General features: G+C 72.5%; 15 protein-coding genes. 13 read left to right on the top strand and 2 right to left on the bottom strand.

Features of this window, described 5'->3' with window-relative positions:
- The first annotated feature begins 158 nt into the window (after positions 1-158).
- From FHS38_RS08045 to FHS38_RS07985, 13 genes are all read left to right on the top strand, one after another.
- Positions 159-698, top strand: a complete 540-nt coding sequence (locus tag FHS38_RS08045) for an LOG family protein (protein WP_184732336.1) — start codon at positions 159-161, stop codon at positions 696-698.
- Between the two features lie 15 nt (positions 699-713).
- On the top strand, positions 714-1,403 hold the full coding sequence (locus FHS38_RS08040; RefSeq protein ID WP_184732334.1) for an SDR family oxidoreductase: 690 nt from the start codon (positions 714-716) through the stop codon (positions 1,401-1,403).
- Positions 1,404-1,463: 60 nt separating this feature from the next.
- Positions 1,464-2,486: a methionine synthase gene (locus FHS38_RS08035; protein ID WP_184732332.1), complete on the top strand. Its 1,023-nt coding sequence runs from the start codon at positions 1,464-1,466 to the stop codon at positions 2,484-2,486.
- Between the two features lie 33 nt (positions 2,487-2,519).
- Positions 2,520-4,823: an NAD-dependent DNA ligase LigA gene (ligA, locus tag FHS38_RS08030; protein ID WP_184732330.1), complete on the top strand. Its 2,304-nt coding sequence runs from the start codon at positions 2,520-2,522 to the stop codon at positions 4,821-4,823.
- A gap of 362 nt (positions 4,824-5,185) precedes the next feature.
- Positions 5,186-7,321, top strand: coding sequence for a putative bifunctional diguanylate cyclase/phosphodiesterase (locus tag FHS38_RS08025; RefSeq protein ID WP_184732328.1), 2,136 nt, complete (start codon positions 5,186-5,188; stop codon positions 7,319-7,321).
- Positions 7,322-7,950: 629 nt separating this feature from the next.
- Positions 7,951-8,247 carry an Asp-tRNA(Asn)/Glu-tRNA(Gln) amidotransferase subunit GatC gene (gatC, locus tag FHS38_RS08020; RefSeq protein WP_130880053.1) on the top strand — a complete coding sequence of 99 codons (297 nt, stop codon included), beginning with the start codon at positions 7,951-7,953 and terminating at the stop codon, positions 8,245-8,247.
- A gap of 1 nt (position 8,248) precedes the next feature.
- Positions 8,249-9,748: an Asp-tRNA(Asn)/Glu-tRNA(Gln) amidotransferase subunit GatA gene (gene gatA / locus FHS38_RS08015; protein ID WP_130880054.1), complete on the top strand. Its 1,500-nt coding sequence runs from the start codon at positions 8,249-8,251 to the stop codon at positions 9,746-9,748.
- The gene (locus FHS38_RS08010; protein WP_184732326.1) at positions 9,745-9,999 is read left to right on the top strand and encodes a hypothetical protein; all 255 of its coding nucleotides are present in this window, start codon (positions 9,745-9,747) and stop codon (positions 9,997-9,999) included. Before gatA ends, FHS38_RS08010 begins: the two co-directional genes overlap by 4 nt.
- A gap of 14 nt (positions 10,000-10,013) precedes the next feature.
- Entirely contained in the window at positions 10,014-11,522 is a 1,509-nt protein-coding gene (gene gatB, locus FHS38_RS08005; RefSeq protein WP_184732324.1) for an Asp-tRNA(Asn)/Glu-tRNA(Gln) amidotransferase subunit GatB, read from the top strand.
- Positions 11,523-11,708: 186 nt separating this feature from the next.
- The gene (locus tag FHS38_RS08000) at positions 11,709-12,299 is read left to right on the top strand and encodes an AMIN-like domain-containing (lipo)protein (protein ID WP_184732322.1); all 591 of its coding nucleotides are present in this window, start codon (positions 11,709-11,711) and stop codon (positions 12,297-12,299) included.
- Positions 12,300-12,646: 347 nt separating this feature from the next.
- Positions 12,647-14,878: an MMPL family transporter gene (locus tag FHS38_RS07995; RefSeq protein ID WP_184732320.1), complete on the top strand. Its 2,232-nt coding sequence runs from the start codon at positions 12,647-12,649 to the stop codon at positions 14,876-14,878.
- Between the two features lie 147 nt (positions 14,879-15,025).
- Positions 15,026-15,244: a hypothetical protein gene (locus tag FHS38_RS07990; RefSeq protein ID WP_184732319.1), complete on the top strand. Its 219-nt coding sequence runs from the start codon at positions 15,026-15,028 to the stop codon at positions 15,242-15,244.
- A gap of 161 nt (positions 15,245-15,405) precedes the next feature.
- Positions 15,406-18,435, top strand: coding sequence for a helix-turn-helix transcriptional regulator (locus tag FHS38_RS07985; RefSeq protein ID WP_184732317.1), 3,030 nt, complete (start codon positions 15,406-15,408; stop codon positions 18,433-18,435).
- On the opposite strand, the gene FHS38_RS07980 is transcribed toward FHS38_RS07985, so the two are convergent.
- Together FHS38_RS07980 and FHS38_RS07975 are read right to left on the bottom strand one after the other, a co-directional pair.
- Positions 18,413-18,577 (bottom strand): DUF6191 domain-containing protein, encoded by a 165-nt coding sequence (locus FHS38_RS07980; RefSeq protein ID WP_184732315.1) that lies wholly within the window; start codon positions 18,575-18,577, stop codon positions 18,413-18,415. The two genes, FHS38_RS07985 and FHS38_RS07980, sit on opposite strands and share 23 nt — an antisense overlap.
- A gap of 77 nt (positions 18,578-18,654) precedes the next feature.
- Positions 18,655-19,833: a PQQ-dependent sugar dehydrogenase gene (locus tag FHS38_RS07975; protein ID WP_184732313.1), complete on the bottom strand. Its 1,179-nt coding sequence runs from the start codon at positions 19,831-19,833 to the stop codon at positions 18,655-18,657.
- Between the last annotated feature and the right edge of the window lie 90 nt (positions 19,834-19,923).

Raw genomic sequence — 19,923 nt, 5'->3', positions numbered from 1 at the left:
GGCGTGGACTGTGACGAGGCCGCGACGGAACAGATCCGGAAACGGGACAGAGGGTGTCCGAAAGCAGGTCATAGCGGAGGTCCGTACGATTCGCGCCCTTGTCCCGGCGGGTACCGAGTCACCGTCGAGCCGCATATTCGCGCGCGTACCGTGGGCTTATGCATATTTCCGTCTTCTGCTCCGCCGCCGACCTCGACGACCGCTACACCGCCCCCGCCCGTGAATTCGCCGAACTCATCGGCAAAGGCGGTCACACCCTGGTCTGGGGCGGTTCGGAGTCCGGTCTGATGAAGGTCATGGCGGACGGCGTCCAGGCGCACGGCGGGCGGCTGGTCGGGATCTCGGTGGAATTCCTCGCGGCGAAGGCCCGTAAGAACGCCGACGAAATGGTGATCACCAAGGATCTCGCCGAGCGCAAGGCGCAGTTGCTCGCGCGGGCCGATGCAATCGTGATCATGGTCGGCGGCACCGGAACGCTCGACGAGGCGACGGAGATCCTGGAGCTGAAGAAGCACGGAATGCACACCAAGCCCGTGGTGCTGCTGAACGCCGCCGGTTTCTACGACGGGCTCAAGCAGCAGTTCCAGCGGATGGACGCGGAGGGTTTTCTGCCGCTTCCCCTCGCCGACCTGGTGTTCTTCGCGGAGGACGGCGTGGGCGCGATGGCGTACCTGGAGGAGTCCGCCGGGATTCAGTAGGGCAAGCTGGGCGGTATGGCAACACATCTGATCACTGGGTCCGGTTCCGGCATCGGGGCGGCGGTCGCCCGTCGGCTGCTCGAGCGCGGCGACGAGCTGTATCTGTTCGCGCGGGACGCGGGCCGGGCGAAGGACCTGGCCGCGCAGTTCCCCGGCGCCCGGACGCTCGTCGGCGACCTGTCCAACCCCGACCGGCTGGCCTGGGCCCTCAGCCAGCAGTCGCTGCCCGACCACGTCGACTCGCTGCTGCACATCGCGGGCGTCTGCGACCTCGGCGGCGTCGGCGACCTGGCGCCCAAGGCGTGGAACCGCCAGCTCGCCGCGAACCTCGTCTCCCCGGCCGAGCTGACCCGGCTGTTCCTGCCGCAGCTGCGGGTCACCAAGGGGCACGTGGTCTTCGTCAACTCCGGTGCCGGGATGCGCGCCCACGCCAACTGGGGCGCGTACGCGGCGAGCAAGCACGGCCTCAAGGCGCTCGCCGACGCGCTGCGCGAGGAGGAGCACGGCAACGGCGTCCGGGTCACCAGCGTCTACCCCGGGCGCACGGCCACCCCCATGCAGGCGAAGGTGCACCAGCAGGAGGGCAAGGAGTACGACCCGCAGGCGCACATCGACCCCGAGTCCGTCGCGACGACGATCCTGCTCGCGATCGACCTGCCGCGGGACGCGGAGATCAACGATCTGACGGTCCGGCCGGGTCGCTGACGCGGCCACCGGCAGCCGTCGGCGCGGCGTGACCCCGGTCCGGCCCCGTACCCTTCCTGCGTGAGCGAGAAGAGCAAGTTCAGCTGGGGTGCGGGCGTCGCCACCGGGGTCGGTTCGATGCCCGGGACGGACGCGCGCGAGGCCGCGAAAACCGTCACGGGGTCGCTGGAGGCCCTGCCGTATCTGCCGGAGCTGCCCGCGCGCGGGCCCGGCGCCGACATGATCGGCAGGACCGCCGGGCTGCTCGTGGAGGTGTTCGCGCACGTCGAGCCGAGCGGCTGGCGGATCAGCGACCGGCCGGGCCGGGACACCCGGCGCGCACGGTCGTGGCTGGGCGAGGACCTGGACGCGATCGAGGAGTTCACCCAGGGGTACGAGGGCCCGCTCAAGGTGTCGGCCGTCGGCCCGTGGACCCTGGCCTCCGCCCTGGAACTGCGCGGCGGTGAGGCGGCGCTGAGCGACCCCGGAGCCTGCCGGGACCTGACTGCCTCCCTCGTCGAGGGGCTGCGGAACCATCTGACGGAGGTGCGGCGCCGCGTGCCCGGCGCCCAGGTGGTGCTCCAGCTCGACGAACCGTCCCTGACCGCCGTGCTGCTCGGCCAGGTCCGCACGGCCAGCGGCTACCGCACCCACCGTGCCGTCGACCGGGCCGTCGTCGAGGGCGCGCTGCGTGACCTGGTGGGCCTCGCGCGGGACGTCACCGGCGCACCCCCCGTCGTGCATTCGTGCGCCCCCAACGTGCCGTTCGCACTGCTGCGCCGAGCCGGCGTCGAGGGCGTCTCGTTCGATTTCTCGCTGCTCACCGAGCGTGATGACGAGGCGATCGGCGAGGCCGCGGAGGCCGGGACCAAGCTCTTCGCTGGCGTGGTGCCGGGCGTGGACGGTCCATTGTCAGACCCTGCCGGTAGCGTCATGGGTGTCAGGACGCTGTGGCGCAGGTTGGGGCTGTCGCCGGGGACTCTCGCGGAGTCCGTGGTGGTCACCCCGTCGTGCGGGCTCGCGGGCGCTTCGCCCGCATATGCCCGGGCGGCCCTCGCCCACTGCGCCCGGGCGGCGAGATCACTCGCAGACAACCCTGAGTGACTGCGCTCTTGGAATAAACGGGAGGACGAGACGGTGGCTGGCGAACAGCACGGCGAACAGCTCGAGGCGAAGACGCCGCTTGCTACGGCACCCGCTGAGGCGCGGGAGAAGCACGCGCTGCTGGCCGAGCAGATCGAGGAGCACCGCTTCCGGTATTACGTGAAGGACGCCCCGGTCGTCAGTGACGCCGAGTTCGACCAGCTGCTGCGCTCGCTGGAGGTGCTGGAGGAGGAGTATCCGGAGCTGCGCACCCCCGACTCGCCCACCCAGAAGGTCGCGGGGTCCTACGAGACGGAGTTCACCGCCGTCGAGCACCGCGAGCGCATGCTCTCCCTCGACAACGCCTTCGACGACGAAGAGCTGGCCGGCTGGGCCGAGCGCGTCGCCAAGGACATCGGCGGGGGCACCCCGTACCACTTCCTGTGCGAGCTCAAGGTCGACGGCCTCGCCGTCAACCTCACGTACGAGCGCGGCCGGCTCGTCCGCGCCGCCACCCGCGGCGACGGCCGCACCGGTGAGGACATCACGCCCAACGTCCGCACCATCACCGAGATCCCGCACCGCCTCCAGGGCGACCGCGTCCCCGCCTTCGTCGAGGTGCGCGGCGAGGTGTACTTCCCGATGGAGAAGTTCCAGGAGCTGAACGCCCGCCTGGTGGAGGCCGGCAAGCCGCCGTTCGCCAACCCGCGCAACGCGGCGGCCGGCTCGCTGCGGCAGAAGGACCCCAAGGTCACCGCGTCCCGCCCGCTGCACATGGTGGTGCACGGCATCGGCGCCCGCGAGGGCTTCGACATCGACTGCCAGTCGCACGCCTACGAACTGCTGCGCGAGTGGGGTCTGCCCACCGCCGCGCACGCCAAGGTCGTCGACTCGCTGGCCGATGTGCGGGAGTTCATCGCCCACTACGGCGATCCCGAGGTCCGGCACTCGATGGAGCACGAGATCGACGGCACGGTCGTCAAGGTCGACGAGATCCCCCTCCAGGGCCGTCTCGGCTCCACCTCGCGCGCCCCGCGCTGGGCCATCGCCTGGAAGTACGCCCCGGAGGAGGTCAACACCAAGCTGGTCGACATCCGCGTCGGCGTCGGCCGCACCGGGCGCGTCACCCCGTACGCCGTGGTGGAGCCCGTCACGGTCGCGGGCTCCGAGGTCGAGTTCGCCACCCTGCACAACCAGGAGGTCGTCAAGGCCAAGGGCGTCCTCATCGGCGACACCGTCGTGCTGCGCAAGGCCGGCGATGTGATCCCCGAGATCCTGGGACCGGTGGTGGATCTGCGCGACGGCACCGAGCGGGAGTTCGTGATGCCCGCCGAGTGCCCGGAATGCGGGGCCGGGCTACGCCCGATGAAGGAGGGCGACATCGACCTCCGGTGCCCCAACGCCCGGTCCTGCCCCGCCCAGTTGCGTGAGCGCATCTTCTATCTGGCGGGCCGTAAGGCGCTCGACATCGAGGCGCTCGGCGAGGAGACGGTCCGGGCGCTCACGAGCCCCGACGAGGGCTCCCGCGCGCTCACCACCGAGGCCGACCTGTTCGACCTGAAGGTCGAGGACCTGCGCGACATCCGCATGTGGCGCCGCGACACCCGCAAGGGCGCCGGCGAGGACGACCGCCTCCTCGTCCCGTACTTCTACGGCCAGGGGAAGACGGTGGGCCGGGGAGAGGAGAAGCGCACGCTGCCTCCCGAGCCGAAGGAGAACACCAAGAAGCTCATGAACGAGCTGGAGCGGGCCAAGTCCAGCCCGCTGTCCCGCATCCTCACCGGGCTTTCCATCCGCCACGTGGGCCCCGTAGCGGCCGTCGCGCTGGCACGGGAGTTCCGCTCGCTGGACCGGATCGCCGAGGCGAGCGAGGAGGAACTGGCGGCCGTCGAGGGCGTCGGCGGCACCATCGCGGCCTCGGTGCGGCAGTGGTTCGCCGAGGACTGGCACCGCGAGATCGTGGAGAAGTGGAAGGCCGCCGGCGTCCGCATGGAAGAAGAGGTCGGCGAGGACGAAGGCCCGCGCCCGCTGGCGGGACTGACGGTCGTCGTCACCGGAACGTTGGCCTCCCACACCCGGGACGGGGCGAAGGAAGCCCTCCAGAGCCAGGGCGCGAAGGTGACCGGATCGGTTTCCAAGAAGACGGACTTCGTCGTCGTCGGCGACAACCCCGGGTCGAAGTTCGACAAGGCCATGCAATTGAAGGTCCCCGTCCTGGAAGAGGACGGCTTCGCCGTGCTGCTCGCGGAAGGGCCCGAAGCGGCCCGCGCGGCGGCGGTCCCTCAGGAGGGTGGCGCGGGCGCCGGCACGGACGACAGTTCGGGTGACGCCAAGGCTGACGTCCCCGCCGCCGGCTAGGGCCCGTCCGTCCGGCGGATCTTCGTGGATCGGCGGGCGGTGTCCGCTGTGAGCGCGCGGCGGAGGATCGCCCTCGTGCCGGGCGTCGGGAGCCCGCGAAGATCCACCGGGCGGGCCCCGGCCCGCTCCCCGGCTCGCCGGGGGGCGCGCGGGGGAGGCGGGTACCCAGGTCGCCACCCCAGCGGAGTAATGCCCGCATAGTCAGTGGGCATTACCTCTACAGCGCCTACCAAAGGCCGGAGGAGGGCGGATCGCAATCGGGCAACCGCTGCCGATCGCTGCCCGTCGTAGCCTTCTGCGGCCTACTGTTGAGATGTGCGCCTGCCGTGGCGCGGGCACCGCCGGCTGTGAGAGGGACGGGCATGAAACCCACCGACAGCGCCGAACCGGCCTCGCGGCTGCGCCGGGTCCCCCCGCCCGCGCTGCCGGCGGTCTGTGTCGTGATGGCCGCGCTCGCGCTCGCCACCGGAATCTGTTGGGCACTCAGCACCGGACACGGCCTCTTTCCCGGCCGTGCCGTCGGCTGGTCGCTGGCGACGCTGACGGCGCTCATCGTCGCCCATCTCGTCGCACTCGGCCGGGACCGCTGGTGGGGCGGCACCGGATCCGGCGCCGCCCTCACCCTCGCCGTCCTGATGCTCTACGGCTGGGTCCCGGCCGCCCTCATCAGCATCACCGTCGTCACCCTCGTCGCCACCGCCCGCAGGCACCGATGGCGGCAGGCATTACTCCACGGCGCGGTCGACATACTCGGCATCGTCGCCGCCGGTCTCGCCCTCGCCCTGTGCGGGACGGCCGCCACCGTCGAAGCCCCCTGGCTCCCGGACACCTGGCAGCTCACCGACATCCCCCAGATCGCCGTCGCGGCCTTCCTCTACCTCGTCGTCACCCGGGCCCTGCTCTGGTACTCGATGGCCCCGCGCAACGGCGGCATCAGCAGCATCGCCCGTACGGCCCTGGTCCGGCAGGCCCTCGTCGGCGGCGCCCTCCTCGGCATCGCCCCGCTCATCGCCGTCGTCGCCGACCACGCCCCCCTGCTGCTGCCGCTCTTCGCGGTCCCGCTCATCGCCCTGGACTCCACCCTGTGGATCGCCCACGCCCGCGCAGAGGAGCAGCTCCGCGACCCCCTCACCGGGCTGCCCAACCGCCAATGGCTGCTGGAAAGCACCTGGAACGCCCTCGACGAGGCCGAGCAGGCCGGCGACCGCGCCGCCCTCGTCCTCATCGACCTCGACCGCTTCCGGTCCGTCAACGACACCCTCGGCCACCTCGCCGGCGACCGGCTGCTGCTCCAGATAGCCGAGCGACTGCGGCTCGCCCTGCCGCACGGCGCGGAGGCCGCCCGGCTCGGCGGCGACGAATTCGCCGTCCTGCTGCCCACCACCGACTCCCTGACCAGCGCCCAGCGGGTGGCCCGGTCCCTGGTCGCCGCCCTCGGCTCACCGCTCGACCTGGACGGCCTCACCCTCGTCCTCGAAGCCAGCGCGGGCGTCGCCGTCTACCCCGACCACGCCCTCGACGCGGAAGGGCTGCTGCGCCGCGCCGACGTGGCGATGTACCAGGCCAAGCGGGACCGCAGCGGAGTCGAGGTCTACGAGGCCCGCCGCGACGGCAACACCCCGGACCGGCTCGGCCTGTTGGGCGATCTGCGGCGCGCCCTGGACGCGGGCGACGTCGAGCTGCACTACCAGCCCAAGGTCGGCTTCGACGGTCACGTCGCGGGGCTGGAGGCGCTGGTGCGCTGGGTGCACCCCGAGCGCGGCAGGGTCTCCCCGGACGAGTTCATCGCGATAGCCGAGTCGTCCGGCCTCATGCCCCGGCTGACCGAGTACGTGCTGGAGACCGCCCTCGGGCAGGTCGCCAAGTGGCGGGCCATGGGCCTGGAGGTGCCCGTCGCGGTCAACGTCTCGCCGCGCGACGTCCACACACCGGGCTTCGCGGGCTCGGTCGCCGCCCGCCTCGCCCGGCACGGGGTCCCCGCCGGGTCGCTCCAGCTGGAAATAACGGAGCACGTCCTCCTGGAGGACCCGCAGCGCGCCGCCGACACCCTCGCCGGGCTCACCGGCCACGGCGTGAAGATGTCCCTCGACGACTTCGGCACCGGCTACTCCTCCCTCGTCCACCTGCGCCGCCTGCCGGTCAGCGAGCTCAAGATCGACCGTTCCTTCGTCGCCCGCCTCGCCATCGACAACGAGGACGCCGAGATCGTCCGCTGCACGCTCGACCTGGCCCACTCCCTGGGCCTGGTCGTCGTCGCCGAGGGCGTCGAGGACGACGAGACCTGGGAGCGACTGCGGGATCTGGGCTGTGACGCGGTCCAGGGCTGGCTGGTCGCGGCGGCGATGCCGCCGGACGAGACGACGGCGTGGCTGCGACTGCGCAGCGAAAGCGGTTGGCACCGCGAGGACGAACCCCTCCACGCGGCCGCCGCCGCGGCGGCGGCAGCCGCGTCCTCCACCGCCCCGGCGGAGGAGGACGCGGACCAGCCGGTGACCTAGCCGGTCTTTGCGGGGACGGCGCGGTTCGGCTCCGCGGTTCGGCTCCGCCGTGGGGTCAGTGAGCGCTCCGCGCGGTCGCGGCCGGCCGCCGCCGGCCTGCGCCCTCGTGGGTGCCCGCCGTGGCGGCGGGATGGAGTGCCGGCTCTGGGCCGGTATGCCCCACCACCGGTGGCCGGGCACCGCCGGGCCGCGCCGTCGGGGTTGTCCGCCGTGGCGGCGGGATGCGGTGCCGGCTCTGGGCTGGCATGTCCCACCACCGGTGGCCGGGCACCGCCGGGCCGCGCCGTTGTGGGTGCCCCGCCGTGGAGGTGGGATGGTGTGCCGGCTCTGGGCCGGCACGTCCCACCAGCGGTGGCCGTCGCGCACGCGGGGGCGCGGGCAAGTCCGGGGACCGGTCGGGTGCGCCGGGCGTCGCCCGTGGCGGCACGTGGGCCGCGGCCGCGAAGGCCGGGACGGTGCCTGCAGCCCGCCGCAGGCGACCCGCGCGGTAGCGCGGATCCCTCCCGGGGGCCCGGAAACCGGCACCGGCACAGCGCCCAGCGAAACCGTTTCGCGGGCAGTGCTTGCGGCGCCATAGGATTGGGCGCATTAACCCGCCCAGAACCGTCACGAACCCTGAGGATCGCCGCATGCCTGGCATCACGCGCGAGGAGGTCGCCCACCTCGCACGGCTGGCACGTCTGGAGCTGAAGGACGAAGAGCTCGACCACTTCGCCACGCAGCTCGACGACATCATCGGCGCGGTCGCCCGCGTTTCCGATGTGGCCGACGAGGACGTACCGCCGACGTCCCACCCGCTGCCGCTGACCAACGTCATGCGCTCGGACGACGTCCGTCCGTCGCTGACCCCGCAGGAGGCGCTGTCCGGCGCCCCGGCCCAGGAGCAGCAGCGTTTCAAGGTGCCGCAGATCCTGGGGGAGGACTGACATGACCGACCTGATCAAGCTCACCGCGGCCGAGATCGCCGCGAAGATCGCTTCGGGCGAGGTCACCGCCGTCCAGGTGACCGAAGCGCACCTGGCCCGGATCGAGGCCGTCGACGAGAAGGTGCACGCCTTCCTGCACGTCGACCGCGAGGGCGCGCTCGCCCAGGCGCGCGAGGTGGACGCCAAGCGCGAGCGCGGCGAGAAGCTCGGCCCGCTGGCCGGCGTGCCGCTGGCGCTCAAGGACATCTTCACCACCAAGGGGATCCCGACCACCGTCGGTTCCAAGATCCTCGAAGGCTGGATCCCGCCGTACGACGCGACGCTCACCCGCAAGCTCAAGGAAGCGGACGTCGTCATCCTCGGCAAGACCAACATGGACGAGTTCGCCATGGGGTCGTCGACGGAGAACAGCGCGTACGGCCCCACCGGCAACCCCTGGGACCTGACCAAGATCCCCGGCGGTTCCGGAGGCGGCTCCTCCGCCGCCCTGGCGTCGTACGAGGCCCCGCTCGCCATCGGCACGGACACCGGCGGCTCGATCCGCCAGCCCGCCGCCGTCACCGGCACCGTCGGCGTCAAGCCGACCTACGGCGCCGTCTCCCGCTACGGCATGGTCGCCTTCTCCTCCTCCCTCGACCAGGGCGGGCCCTGCGCCCGTACGGTCCTGGACGCGGCCCTGCTGCACGAGGCCATCGCCGGCCACGACCCGCTGGACTCCACCTCCATCGACGCCCCGGTCCCGCCGGTCGTCGAGGCGGCGCGGAACGGCGACGTCAAGGGCATGCGCGTCGGCGTCGTCAAGCAGTTCCGCGGCGAGGGCTACCAGGCGGGTGTCCTGCAGCGCTTCGACGAGTCCGTGGAGCTCCTCAAGGAGCTCGGTGCCGAGGTCGTCGAGGTGGACTGCCCGTCCTTCGACCTGGCCCTGGCCGCGTACTACCTCATCGCGCCGTCCGAGTGCTCCTCCAACCTGGCCCGCTTCGACGCCATGCGCTACGGCCTGCGCGTCGGCGACGACGGCACGAAGTCCGCCGAGGAGGTCACCGCGCTCACCCGCGAGGCCGGCTTCGGCGACGAGGTGAAGCGCCGCGTCATCCTGGGTACGTACGCCCTCAGCTCCGGCTACTACGACGCGTACTACGGCTCCGCGCAGAAGGTCCGTACGCTCATCACGCGCGATTTCGAGAAGGCCTTCGGGGAGGGTGGTGTCGACGTGCTGATCTCGCCGACCACCCCGACCACGGCGTTCCCGATCGGCGAGCGGGCCGACGACCCGATGGCGATGTACCTCGCCGACCTGTGCACCATCCCGACCAACCTGGCCGGCAACGCCGCCATGTCGCTGCCCTGCGGTCTGGCACCCGAGGACGGGATGCCGGTGGGTCTGCAGATCATCGCGCCCGCGATGGCCGACGACCGGCTCTACCGGGTCGGTGCCGCGGTCGAGGCGGCGTTCAACGCCCGCTGGGGTCACCCGCTGCTCGAGGAGGCACCGTCACTGTGAACACCGAAAAGGGCGGAAAGCTCGCGAAGGCCAAGGGCTTCAAGAAGTCCAGGCCCGGCACGTACCTGTCCATCGGCACCACGCTCTTCGGCGCCGTGAGCGTCATCAAGCAGGCGAAGAAGGCCAAGGGCGAGCAGGACACCCTCCAGCTCGTGGACGCCATCGTCTCCGCCGCCGCCATCGCCACCGGTGTCGCCCTGCTCGTGCGCGAACTGCGCCGGATGAGCAGCGACGACGTCCTCGCGGACTGAGAGGTTAGTTTTCCGTGACCACCATTGATCTGGTGTCGTACGAGGACGCGCTGGCGTCCTACGACCCCGTCATGGGCCTCGAAGTCCATGTCGAGCTCGGCACCAGGACCAAGATGTTCTGCGGCTGCTCCACGGAGCTGGGCGCCGAGCCCAACTCGCAGACCTGCCCCACCTGCCTCGGCCTGCCCGGCTCGCTGCCGGTCGTCAACGCGATCGGCGTCGAGTCGGCCGTGAAGATCGGTCTCGCGCTGCACTGCGAGATCGCCGAGTGGTGCCGCTTCGCCCGGAAGAACTACTTCTATCCGGACATGCCGAAGAACTTCCAGACCTCCCAGTACGACGAGCCCATCGCCTTCAACGGCTACCTGGACGTCCAGCTGGAGGACGGCGAGATCTTCCGCGTGGAGATCGAGCGCGCCCACATGGAGGAGGACACCGGCAAGTCGCTGCACGTCGGCGGCGCCACCGGCCGCATCCACGGCGCGTCCCACTCCTTGCTCGACTACAACCGGGCCGGCATCCCGCTCATCGAGATCGTCACCAAGCCGATCGAGGGCGCGGGCGAGCGGGCCCCCGAGGTCGCCAAGGCCTACGTCGCCGAGCTGCGCGAGCTCATCAAGGCGCTCGGCGTCTCCGAGGCCCGCATGGAGCAGGGCCAGATGCGCTGCGACGTGAACCTGTCGCTGCGCCCGAACGGCACCGAGAAGTTCGGCACCCGCTCGGAGACGAAGAACGTCAACTCGCTGCGGAGCGTCGAGCGCGCCGCCCGCTTCGAGATCCAGCGGCACGCGGCGGTGCTGTCCTCCGGCGGCACGATCGTGCAGGAGACCCGGCACTTCCACGAGGAGGACGGGTCGACCACGGCGGGTCGCATCAAGGACAACGCCGAGGACTACCGCTACTTCCCCGAGCCGGACCTGGTGCCGGTCGCTCCCTCCCGGGAGTGGGTCGAGGAGCTCCGCAAGGGCCTGCCCGAGCTGCCGCGCGTGCGCCGCAACCGGCTGCGCGAGGAGTGGGGCGTCTCCGAGCACGACATGCAGTCCATCCTCAACGCCGGTGCCGTCGACCTGATCGTCGCCACCATCGACGCGGGCGCGGACGCCGCCTCCGCGCGCAAGTGGTGGATGGGTGAGCTGGCCCGCCGGGCGAACGAGGCCGGTACCGACCTCGCCGCCCTGGAGATCACCCCGGAGCAGGTCGCCCGGGTGTGCGCGCTGGTCGCCGAGGGCTCCCTCAACGACAAGCTCGCCCGTCAGGTCATCGAGGGCGTGCTCGCGGGCGAGGGCGACCCGGACGCGGTCGTCGCCGGCCGCGGTCTCGCGGTCGTCTCCGACGAGGGCGCGCTGGGCACGGCCGTGGACGAGGCCATCGCGGCCAACGCGGGCATCGCCGACAAGATCCGCTCCGGCAAGGTCGCGGCGGCGGGCGCGCTCGTCGGCGCGGTCATGAAGGCCACCCGCGGCCAGGCGGACGCGGCGCGCGTCCGTGAGCTGATTCTCGAGAAGCTGGGCGTCGAGGGCTGATCCCCGCACCGCGTCCAGCAGCGCATTCGTAGAACACAAGGCCGCCCCTCTCACCGAGGGGCGGCCTTTGCGCATGGGTGCATTGGCCGGAATTGGTCGGTGTGGGGTGCGCATTCCGAATGGTCCGGCATGATCCCGGGAAACGGGCCGGTTCGGAGTCCGTACGCGAAGGCTGGGGGTAGGTGCATGCGACGGTGGAGTACAGCGCTGGCGGCGCTGATGCTGGCGGGTGCCGGGCTGGCGGCGGCGACGGCTCCGGTCTCGGCGTCCCGGACCGCGGCGGGGACCGGCCCGTCCTCGGCGATGTGCGAGGTCGGCTGGGGAAGCTACGGCAAGTCCGGCGCCGACCCCGCGTACAGGCCGCTGACCGACGTGAGAACCGGGCGGCACGAGTGTTTCGACCGCATGGTCCTCGACATACAGGGCGCCGGTCACCGCGCGATCGGGTACCGGGTCGGCTACGTCGACAAGCTGAACCAGGACGGCTCGGGCGATGTCATCCCCGTCGCCGGCGGCGCGATCCTGGAGGTCCGGGTCGCGGCGCCCAGCTACGACCCGGCCACGGGCAAGGCGACCTACCGCGCGAAGGCGGGGCAGCGGCTGCCGGGCGTGGACGTCACGGGCTACCGCACCTTCAAGGACACCCGGTTCGCCAGCAGCTTCGAGGGCGACACCCAGATCGGTGTGGGCGTCCGTGCCCGGCTGCCGTTCCGGGTCTTCCAGTGGGACCACCGCATCGTGATCGACGTCGCCCACCGGTGGGACGTCCTGGGCTGACGCGATCCCGTGGCGTGAGCCCGGCGCCGTTCGCGCATCGACCCGTGGGGGCCGGTCGGGGGACTTCCCCGGCCGGCCCCCACGGGCATGCCGGGAACCGTTCGCGACGCCCGTCCCTGCCGCACCCGACGGGGATCCGTCACCGGCTGATACGCCCGTTCGGCTCCCTGTTAGCGCCTTGTGGGCTAACCCACAAAAGGGACAAATGATCTTTTCTGGCTGTCAGAGTTGCTCGGCATAGGACCCCCGACCACTATCGGCGGTGGCCCTTCCGTCCCAGTAGCCATGCGATCGGCACCACGGGTTCCGCCCGGTGAGATCGACGCGATACACGGGAAGCAGCGATTTTGACCTCACTTGCCCGGTGGTGCCTGCGCCGCCGTTTCGTCGTCATCGTGCTGTGGCTCGTCGCCCTTGCGGGCACGACCGCCGCCGCGACGTTGACGGGGTCCGCGTACTCCAACGACTACACCGTCCCCGGCACCGAAGCGTCCCGTGCCACCGCCCTCCTGGAGAAGGCGTTCCCCGGCCAGGGCGGCGACAGCGCCACCCTCGTCTGGCACACCGACCAGGGCACCGTACGGGCGGCCGACGTCGAGCAGCGCATGACCGACACCCTGCGTGAGGTCGTCGAGCTGCCCGGCGTGGCCTCGGTCAGCGGCCCCTACGGCAGTGACGGCGCGAGCCGGATCAGCGCCGACGGGCACACCGCCTACGCCTCCCTCAGCTTCGAGCCGACCTCCGGCGAGCTCGCCAAGGGCGACGTCCAGCGGGTGATCGACACCGCGCGGTCCGCCGCCACCGGCAATCTGGACGTCGCGGTCGGCGGCAGCGCCGCCGGCGCCGCCGAGGGCAAGAGCGGCCACCTCAGCGAGATCATCGGCGTCGTCATCGCCGCCGTCGTGCTCTTCCTCGTCTTCGGCTCGCTGGCCGCGAGCCTGCTGCCCATCGCCACGGCCCTCGTGGGCGTGGGCACCGCCGCCATGGGCACCGTCCTGCTCGGCCATCTGATGTCCGTCGCGGACTTCGCCCCCATGCTGGGCACCCTCATCGGGCTCGGGGTGGGCATCGACTACGCCCTGTTCATCGTCACCCGGCACCGCCGGGGCCTGCGGGCCGGGCTCCCCGTGCACGTCGCGGCGGAACGGGCCGTCGCCACCACCGGGCGCGCCGTCGTCTTCGCCGGCGGCACCGTGTGCGTCGCCCTGCTCGGCATGCTCATCCTGCGGCTCAGCTTCCTCAACGGCGTCGCCGTCGCCGCCTCCCTCACCGTCGTCCTCACCGTCGCCGCCTCCGTCACCCTGCTGCCCGCCCTCCTCGGCGTCATCGGGCCGCGGGCGCTCAGCCGCCGCGAACGCCGCCGGCTGGCCGAGCACGGCCCGCGGCCGGAGATCCCCACCGGGCTCGCCGCCCGCTGGTCCGCCTTCGTCGAGCGCCACCCCAAGCTGCTGGGCACCCTCGCCGCGGCCGTCATGCTGGTGCTGGCCCTGCCCACGCTCTCCCTCCACCTGGGCACCTCCGACCAGGGCAACAACCCGGCGACCTCCTCGACCCGCCAGGCGTACGACATGCTCGGCGAGGGCTTCGGGCCCGGCATCAACGGCCCGCTGACCCTCGTCGCCGACCTGGGCGGCGCCGCCGACCGGCTCGCCTTCGACAAGCTGCCCGACACCCTCCGGCAGACCGAGGGCGTCGCCTCCGTCAGCTCCTCCACCCTCAGCGGCAGCGGCGACACCGGTGTGATCACCGTCGTCCCCACCGCCTCCCCGCAGTCCACCGACACCAGCGACCTCGTCGAGCGGCTGCGCGCCGACGTCCTGCCGAAGGCCACCGCCACCAGCGGCATGGACGTCCACGTCGGCGGGGTGACCGCGAGCTACGACGACTTCGCCCAGGTCATCCTCGGCAAGCTGCCGCTGTTCGTCGGCGCGGTCGTCGGCCTCGGCTGCGTCCTGCTGCTCCTGGCGTTCCGCAGCATCGGCATCCCGCTCAAGGCCGCCGCGATGAACATCGCCGCCGTCGCCTCCTCCTTCGGCGTCGTCACCGCGATGTTCCAGTGGGGCTGGGGCAGCGAGCTGCTCGGCCTCGGTGCCGCGGGCCCGATCGAGCCGTTCCTGCCGGTCGTGATGGTCTCGGTGCTCTTCGGACTCTCCATGGACTACCAGGTCTTCCTGGTCAGCCGGATGTACGAGGAGTGGCTCGCCACCCGCGACAACACCCGGGCCGTCCGCGTCGGCCTCGCCGAGACCAGCCGCGTCATCAACTCCGCCGCGGTCATCATGATCGCCGTCTTCCTGGCCTTCGTCCTCAGCGGCGACCGCGTCATCGCGATGTTCGGCATCGGACTGGCCTCGGCCGTCGCCCTGGACGCCTTCGTCCTGCGGACCCTGCTGGTCCCGGCCCTCATGCACATGCTGGGCGGCGCCAACTGGTGGCTGCCGAAGTGGCTGGACCGCAGGCTGCCGCGCATCAGCATCGAACCGTCCGAGCACAGCACGGCGGTCCCGGCGAGCCCGGTGGATCTCATCCCGCTGCCGACGGCGGCCGAGTCCGCCAAGGTTCCCTCCAAAGCTCTCTGAGCAGGGCCGGGTGCTTACCTAAGGCCCCACCGGGGTCTCGGATGAGGCAGTCGCCCGATGTGCGCGACCCCCCTGGGAGACGAAGCTTCTCGTGGGCCAAGAAAGGCCCGCCGAACCGAGAAGCCCGTCATCACCAGGGGGAACGCCATGTTCGACTTCAACCTCACACTCCACCACTTCCGCGCCGCCGACTTCGCCCGTGAGGCCGCCGAACACCGGCTGGCCCACGAGGCCCGGCTCGCCGCCCGGACCGAGGACGCCCGCGAGACCCGTCAGGTACGCCGGGAAGCCGAGGGGCGGGTGAGGTCCACCGGCACCCGGCGCCTCGCCCGGCTCCACCACCGTTCGCACCGCGTCGCCGCCTGAGCACCGTGGCGGCGACCATGCCCACGGCGACCCCGCCCACGACAGCCATGACAGCGACAGCCGTGACCACGACAGCCGTGACCACGACAGCCGTGACCGCGACGGACGTGCCGGCCCCCGGGTCCGTGGATATCCGTACCCCATTGTCGGACGGCTGTGCGATGCTCAGCACCGTGCAGAACACCAACGTCAGCCCGGTGTTCGTCGGCCGCTCCGACGAACTGGCCGCGCTCACCGACGCGCTCGCCCGTGCCGCCGACGGCGAACCTCAGGCGCTGCTCGTCGGCGGCGAGGCCGGCGTGGGCAAGACCCGGCTCGTCGAGGAGTTCCTGACCGCCGCCGCGGCGGCGGGCGCGGTCACCGCGGTCGGCGGATGCGTGGAGATCGGCGCGGACGGCCTGCCGTTCGCGCCCGTCTCCACCGCCCTGCGCGCCCTGCACCGCAAGCTCGGCGACGCCCTCGCCGACGCCGCCGCCGGCCAGGAGGGCGAGCTGGCGCGGCTGCTGCCCGAGCTCGGCGAGACCGCCCGCGAGTCGCACGACGAGGACGGCCGCGCCCGGCTGTTCGAGCTGACCGCCCGGCTGCTGGAGCGGCTCACCGCCGACCGCACGCTCGTGCTCGCCATCGAGGACCTGCACTGGGCCGACCGCTCCACCCGCGAGCTCCTCGGCTATCTCTTCCGTTCGCTCCAGACCGCCCGGCTGGTCATCGTCGCCACCTACCGCTCCGACGACATCCACCGCCGCCACCCGCTGCGCCCCTTCCTCGCCGAACTCGACCGCACGCGCAGCGTGCACCGCGTCGAGCTCTCCCGCTTCACCCGCGCCGAAGTGGGCGCCCAGCTCACCGGCATCAGCGGCGCCCGCCCCGATCGCGAGCTCCTCGACCGGATCTTCGAGCGCTCCGACGGCAACGCCTTCTTCGTCGAGGAGATCGTCGCCTCCCTCTCCTGCGGCTGCTCCACCGGGCTCAGCGAGTCCCTCCGCGACCTGCTGCTCGTCAGGGTCGAGGCGCTGCCGGACCGCGTGCAGCGCGTGGTCCGCATCGCCGCCGAGGGCGGCTCCGCCGTCGAGTACGAACTGCTGCGCGCCGTCACCGGCTTCGGCGAGGACGAGCTGATCGAAGCGCTGCGCTCGGCCGTCGGCGCCAACATCCTGCTCCCCACCCCCGACGGCGACGGCTACCGCTTCCGGCACGCCCTGGTGCGCGAGGCCGTCGTGGACGACCTGCTGCCCGGCGAGCGCTCCCGGCTCAACCGCCGCTACGCCGAGGCACTGGAGGCCGAGCCCGGGATCGTCCGGGCCGACGAACGCCCCGCCCGCCTGGCCAGCTACTGGTACCACGCCCACGACCCGGCCAAGGCGCTGCCCGCCGTGCTCGACGCGTCGGTGCGGGCCCGCGGCCGCTACGCCTACGCCGAGCAACTACGGCTGCTGGAGCGCGCGCTGGAGCTGTGGGAGGACGTGCCGGCCGAGGTCCTCGAACGCCAGCGCCCCGTCGACGACGCGGGGGTCTACCCGGCGTGCGGCTGTAGCGACGAGGCCCTGCGCCGGCTGGACCTGCTGGCCGAGATCGTCGTCGCCGCGCAGATGGCGGGCGACCGGGAACGGGCCCTCGCGCTCATCAAGCGCGGGCTGCGCCAGCTCGACGAGGACAAGGACCCGCTGCGGGCCGCCTGGTTCCGGACCCAGCGCGGCAGGATGCTGGGAGCCCTCGGCCGGGGCGACGCCCGGGTGGAGTTCGCACACGCGCAGGAGCTGGTGCGCGGGCTTCCGCCGTCCGCCGTGCACGCCGAGGTGCTGACGCAGGTCGCCGCCTGGGAGGCCACCCACACCCCCGGGCCGGGGAGCCACGGCACCGCCGAACGGGCCGTCGAGCTGTCCCGCCTCGTCGGCGCCGAGGGCACGGAGCTCAACGCCCGGCTCACCCTGGCCGGCCTGAAGATCGACGCGGGGGACGCGGAGGGCGGCATCGCCGAGATGCGCGCGGTCTGCGGGCGCGTCGTCGAGCTGGGCAACGTGCACGTGCTCGGCCGGTGCTACATCAACCTGGCCTCCGCCCTGGAGGGCGTCGGCCGGTCGGCGGAGGCCGTCGAGGTGGCGGCCGAGGGGGTCCGGGAACTGCGCCGCTACGGCCTGCCCGACGCCCGTGCCTGGGTGTTCGGGAACGAGTCCGAGTCCCTGTTCTCGCTCGCCCGCTGGGAGGAGTCGGAGGAGGCCGCCCGCGAGTGCCTGCGCATCGCCCAGAGCCGCAAGTCGCGCGGCATCGCCGCCAACCGCTTCACCCGGCTGGCACTGGCCCGAGGCCAGTGGGAGACCGCCGAGCGCGAGCTGGCCACCGCCCGTGAGCACTACGACGCCCACCAGCCGGAACCGCAGCACACCATCCCCCTGGCCCGCTTCACCGTCGAGCTCGCCGCCGCCCGGGGCAGGATCACCGAGGGCCGCACCGCCCTGGACGGCGTGCTGGACCAAGGGGTGAACCCGGCCGTCCAGCGCTACGTCTGGCCGCTCCTGGTGGCCGCCGCCACGGCCGAGGCCGACGCCCGCGGTCTGCCCGCAGCCGAGCCCGGCCGGGCCGGCGTGCTCGCCCGGATCCGGGCCGGGGCCGAGCAGCTCGCCCGGGCCGTGCCCGTCTGGGACGCGTACGGGATCTTCCTGGAGGCCGAACTCCAGCGGGCCGAGGACGGCCGGCAGGACGCGGGCCGCTGGGCGGACGCGGTGGCCGCCTTCGAGGCCACGGACCGCCCCTACGAGCTGGCCCGGGTCCGCTACCGCTGGGCCGAGGCCCTGCTGGCCACCGACGGATCCGGCGCGGAGGCCGCCGCGGAGCCGCTCAGGCAGGCCTACGCGACCGCGGACCGGATCGGTGCCCGGCCCCTGCGCGAGGCGGTGGAACTGCTGGCCCGCCGTGCCCGGCTGCCGCTCACCGCGGCCACCGCGCCGCCGCCGGCCGCCGAGGAGCCCGCGCCCGCCGAGTCGCTCGGTCTCACCCCGCGCGAGCGGGACGTCCTCCGGCTGGTCGCGATGGGCCACAGCAACCGCCGGATAGCCGAGGAGCTGTTCATCTCGCCGAAGACGGCGAGCGTGCACGTGTCCAACATCCTCGCCAAGCTGGGGGTTTCGGGCCGTGGCGAGGCGGCGGCCCTGGCCCACCGGTTCCGGTTGTTCAGCCCTGCCGAGGCCGGATGACCACCTGACCGGACTCGAGGTCGATCGGGCCCTTGCCCGGGTCGGCGTCGCCGACGTCGTCGCGAACCAGCTCCAGCCGGTTCTGCTCCTCTTCCTCGTGCTTCCGCCCGGGCGAGAACAGTTCTTCGAATACGTTGAACACGTCAACCCCCTCGCTCAACTGTCCCCCTCAGTGTAGGCAGACGGTTCGCGCGTCCCTTCGGGCGCGGCCCCGGCCGGTCAGCCCACCTTCAGCCGCAGCAGACGATCGTCCTGGTCACCGGGCTTGCCGCGACCGTCGGTGTTGCTCGTCGTGAGCCACAGCCCGCCGTCGTCCGCCGCGACGACCGTCCGCAGCCGCCCGTACTCGCCCGGCAGGAACGGCTGCGGGGCGGCCGCCGGCCCGGCGCCCGCCAGCGGGACGCGCCAGAGCCGCTCGCCGCGCAGACCGGCGAGCCACAGCGAGCCCTGCGCGTAGGCGAGGCCGCTGGGGGAGGCGTCGGCGGTCTTCCACTGTGCGACGGGGTCCACGTAGCCGCTCCTGCCGCCCTTGCCCTCGACCAGCGGCCAGCCGTAGTTCTTGCCCGGCTCGATGAGGTTCAGCTCGTCCCAGGTGTCCTGGCCGAACTCCGCCGCCCACAGCCGTTTGTCCGCGTCCCACGCCAGGCCCTGCACATTGCGGTGCCCCAAGGAGTAGACCACCGAGTCGGCCCGCGGATTGCCCGGGGCGGGTCTGCCGTCCGGGGTCATGCGCAGGATCTTCCCGCCGAGCGACTCCTGGTCCTGGGCCAGGCCGCGCCGCCCGCTCTCGCCCGTGCCCGCGTAGAGCATCTTGTCGGGGCCGAAGGCGATCCGGCCGCCGTTGTGGACGGTGCCCTTGGGAATGCCCCGGAAGACCGTGTTCGGCGCGCCGAGCCGGCGCCCCGCGGGCTTCCGCCCGTCGTAGAGCATGCTCGCGACGCGGTTGTCGGACTCGGTCGTGAAGTAGGCGTACACCTGGTGATCGGTGTCGAAGTCGGCGGTCACGGCGAGGCCCAGCAGCCCGCCCTCGCCGCCCGGCGAGACGCCGGGCACCGAGCCCAGCTCGGTCTGCTTGCCGTCCTTCACCGCGACGTGGAAGATCTTCGCCGTGTCGCGGGAGGCCACCAGCAGATCCCCGTCGGGCAGCGTGGCCACGCCCCACGGGGAGCCGAGCTTCGTGGTGAGCGTACGGACGACCTCGACCGAGCCCTTGGCCGGGGCGGGGGAGGCGGCGGCCGGGGCGGAGCCCGAAGGCCCGCCGGAGCCGGGGGACTTGGACACCGGCGGCGTCCGGTCGCCGGAGGTGGCGACGCCGTCGGGGAGTTCGCCGGTGGAGCAGCCCGTGACGATCAGCAGCGCGGCGGCGGCCAGCGCGGCGGTGACGGCGGTACGTCGCACGGTTCGTTCCTCTCACGGGGACGGCCCGCCGGAGCGCGGCGTTCTCCTGTACTGCGTTCCTGTGTGCTGCGTTCCTTATACACCGCACCG

Source organism: Streptomyces netropsis (assembly GCF_014203545.1).
GTDB lineage: Bacteria > Actinomycetota > Actinomycetes > Streptomycetales > Streptomycetaceae > Streptomyces > Streptomyces netropsis.
Note: the sequence above shows the minus strand (reverse complement) of the source record. Positions and strands in the feature narration are given on the sequence as shown.

Coding starts and splice junctions, on each gene's coding strand:
- gatC (WP_130880053.1), top strand. CDS start 7,951: ATGCCTGGCATCACGCGCGAGGAGGTCGCCCACCTCGCACGGCTGGCA.
- FHS38_RS07990 (WP_184732319.1), top strand. CDS start 15,026: ATGTTCGACTTCAACCTCACACTCCACCACTTCCGCGCCGCCGACTTC.
- gatA (WP_130880054.1), top strand. CDS start 8,249: ATGACCGACCTGATCAAGCTCACCGCGGCCGAGATCGCCGCGAAGATC.
- FHS38_RS08045 (WP_184732336.1), top strand. CDS start 159: ATGCATATTTCCGTCTTCTGCTCCGCCGCCGACCTCGACGACCGCTAC.
- FHS38_RS08040 (WP_184732334.1), top strand. CDS start 714: ATGGCAACACATCTGATCACTGGGTCCGGTTCCGGCATCGGGGCGGCG.
- FHS38_RS07985 (WP_184732317.1), top strand. CDS start 15,406: ATGCTCAGCACCGTGCAGAACACCAACGTCAGCCCGGTGTTCGTCGGC.
- FHS38_RS08025 (WP_184732328.1), top strand. CDS start 5,186: ATGAAACCCACCGACAGCGCCGAACCGGCCTCGCGGCTGCGCCGGGTC.
- FHS38_RS08000 (WP_184732322.1), top strand. CDS start 11,709: ATGCGACGGTGGAGTACAGCGCTGGCGGCGCTGATGCTGGCGGGTGCC.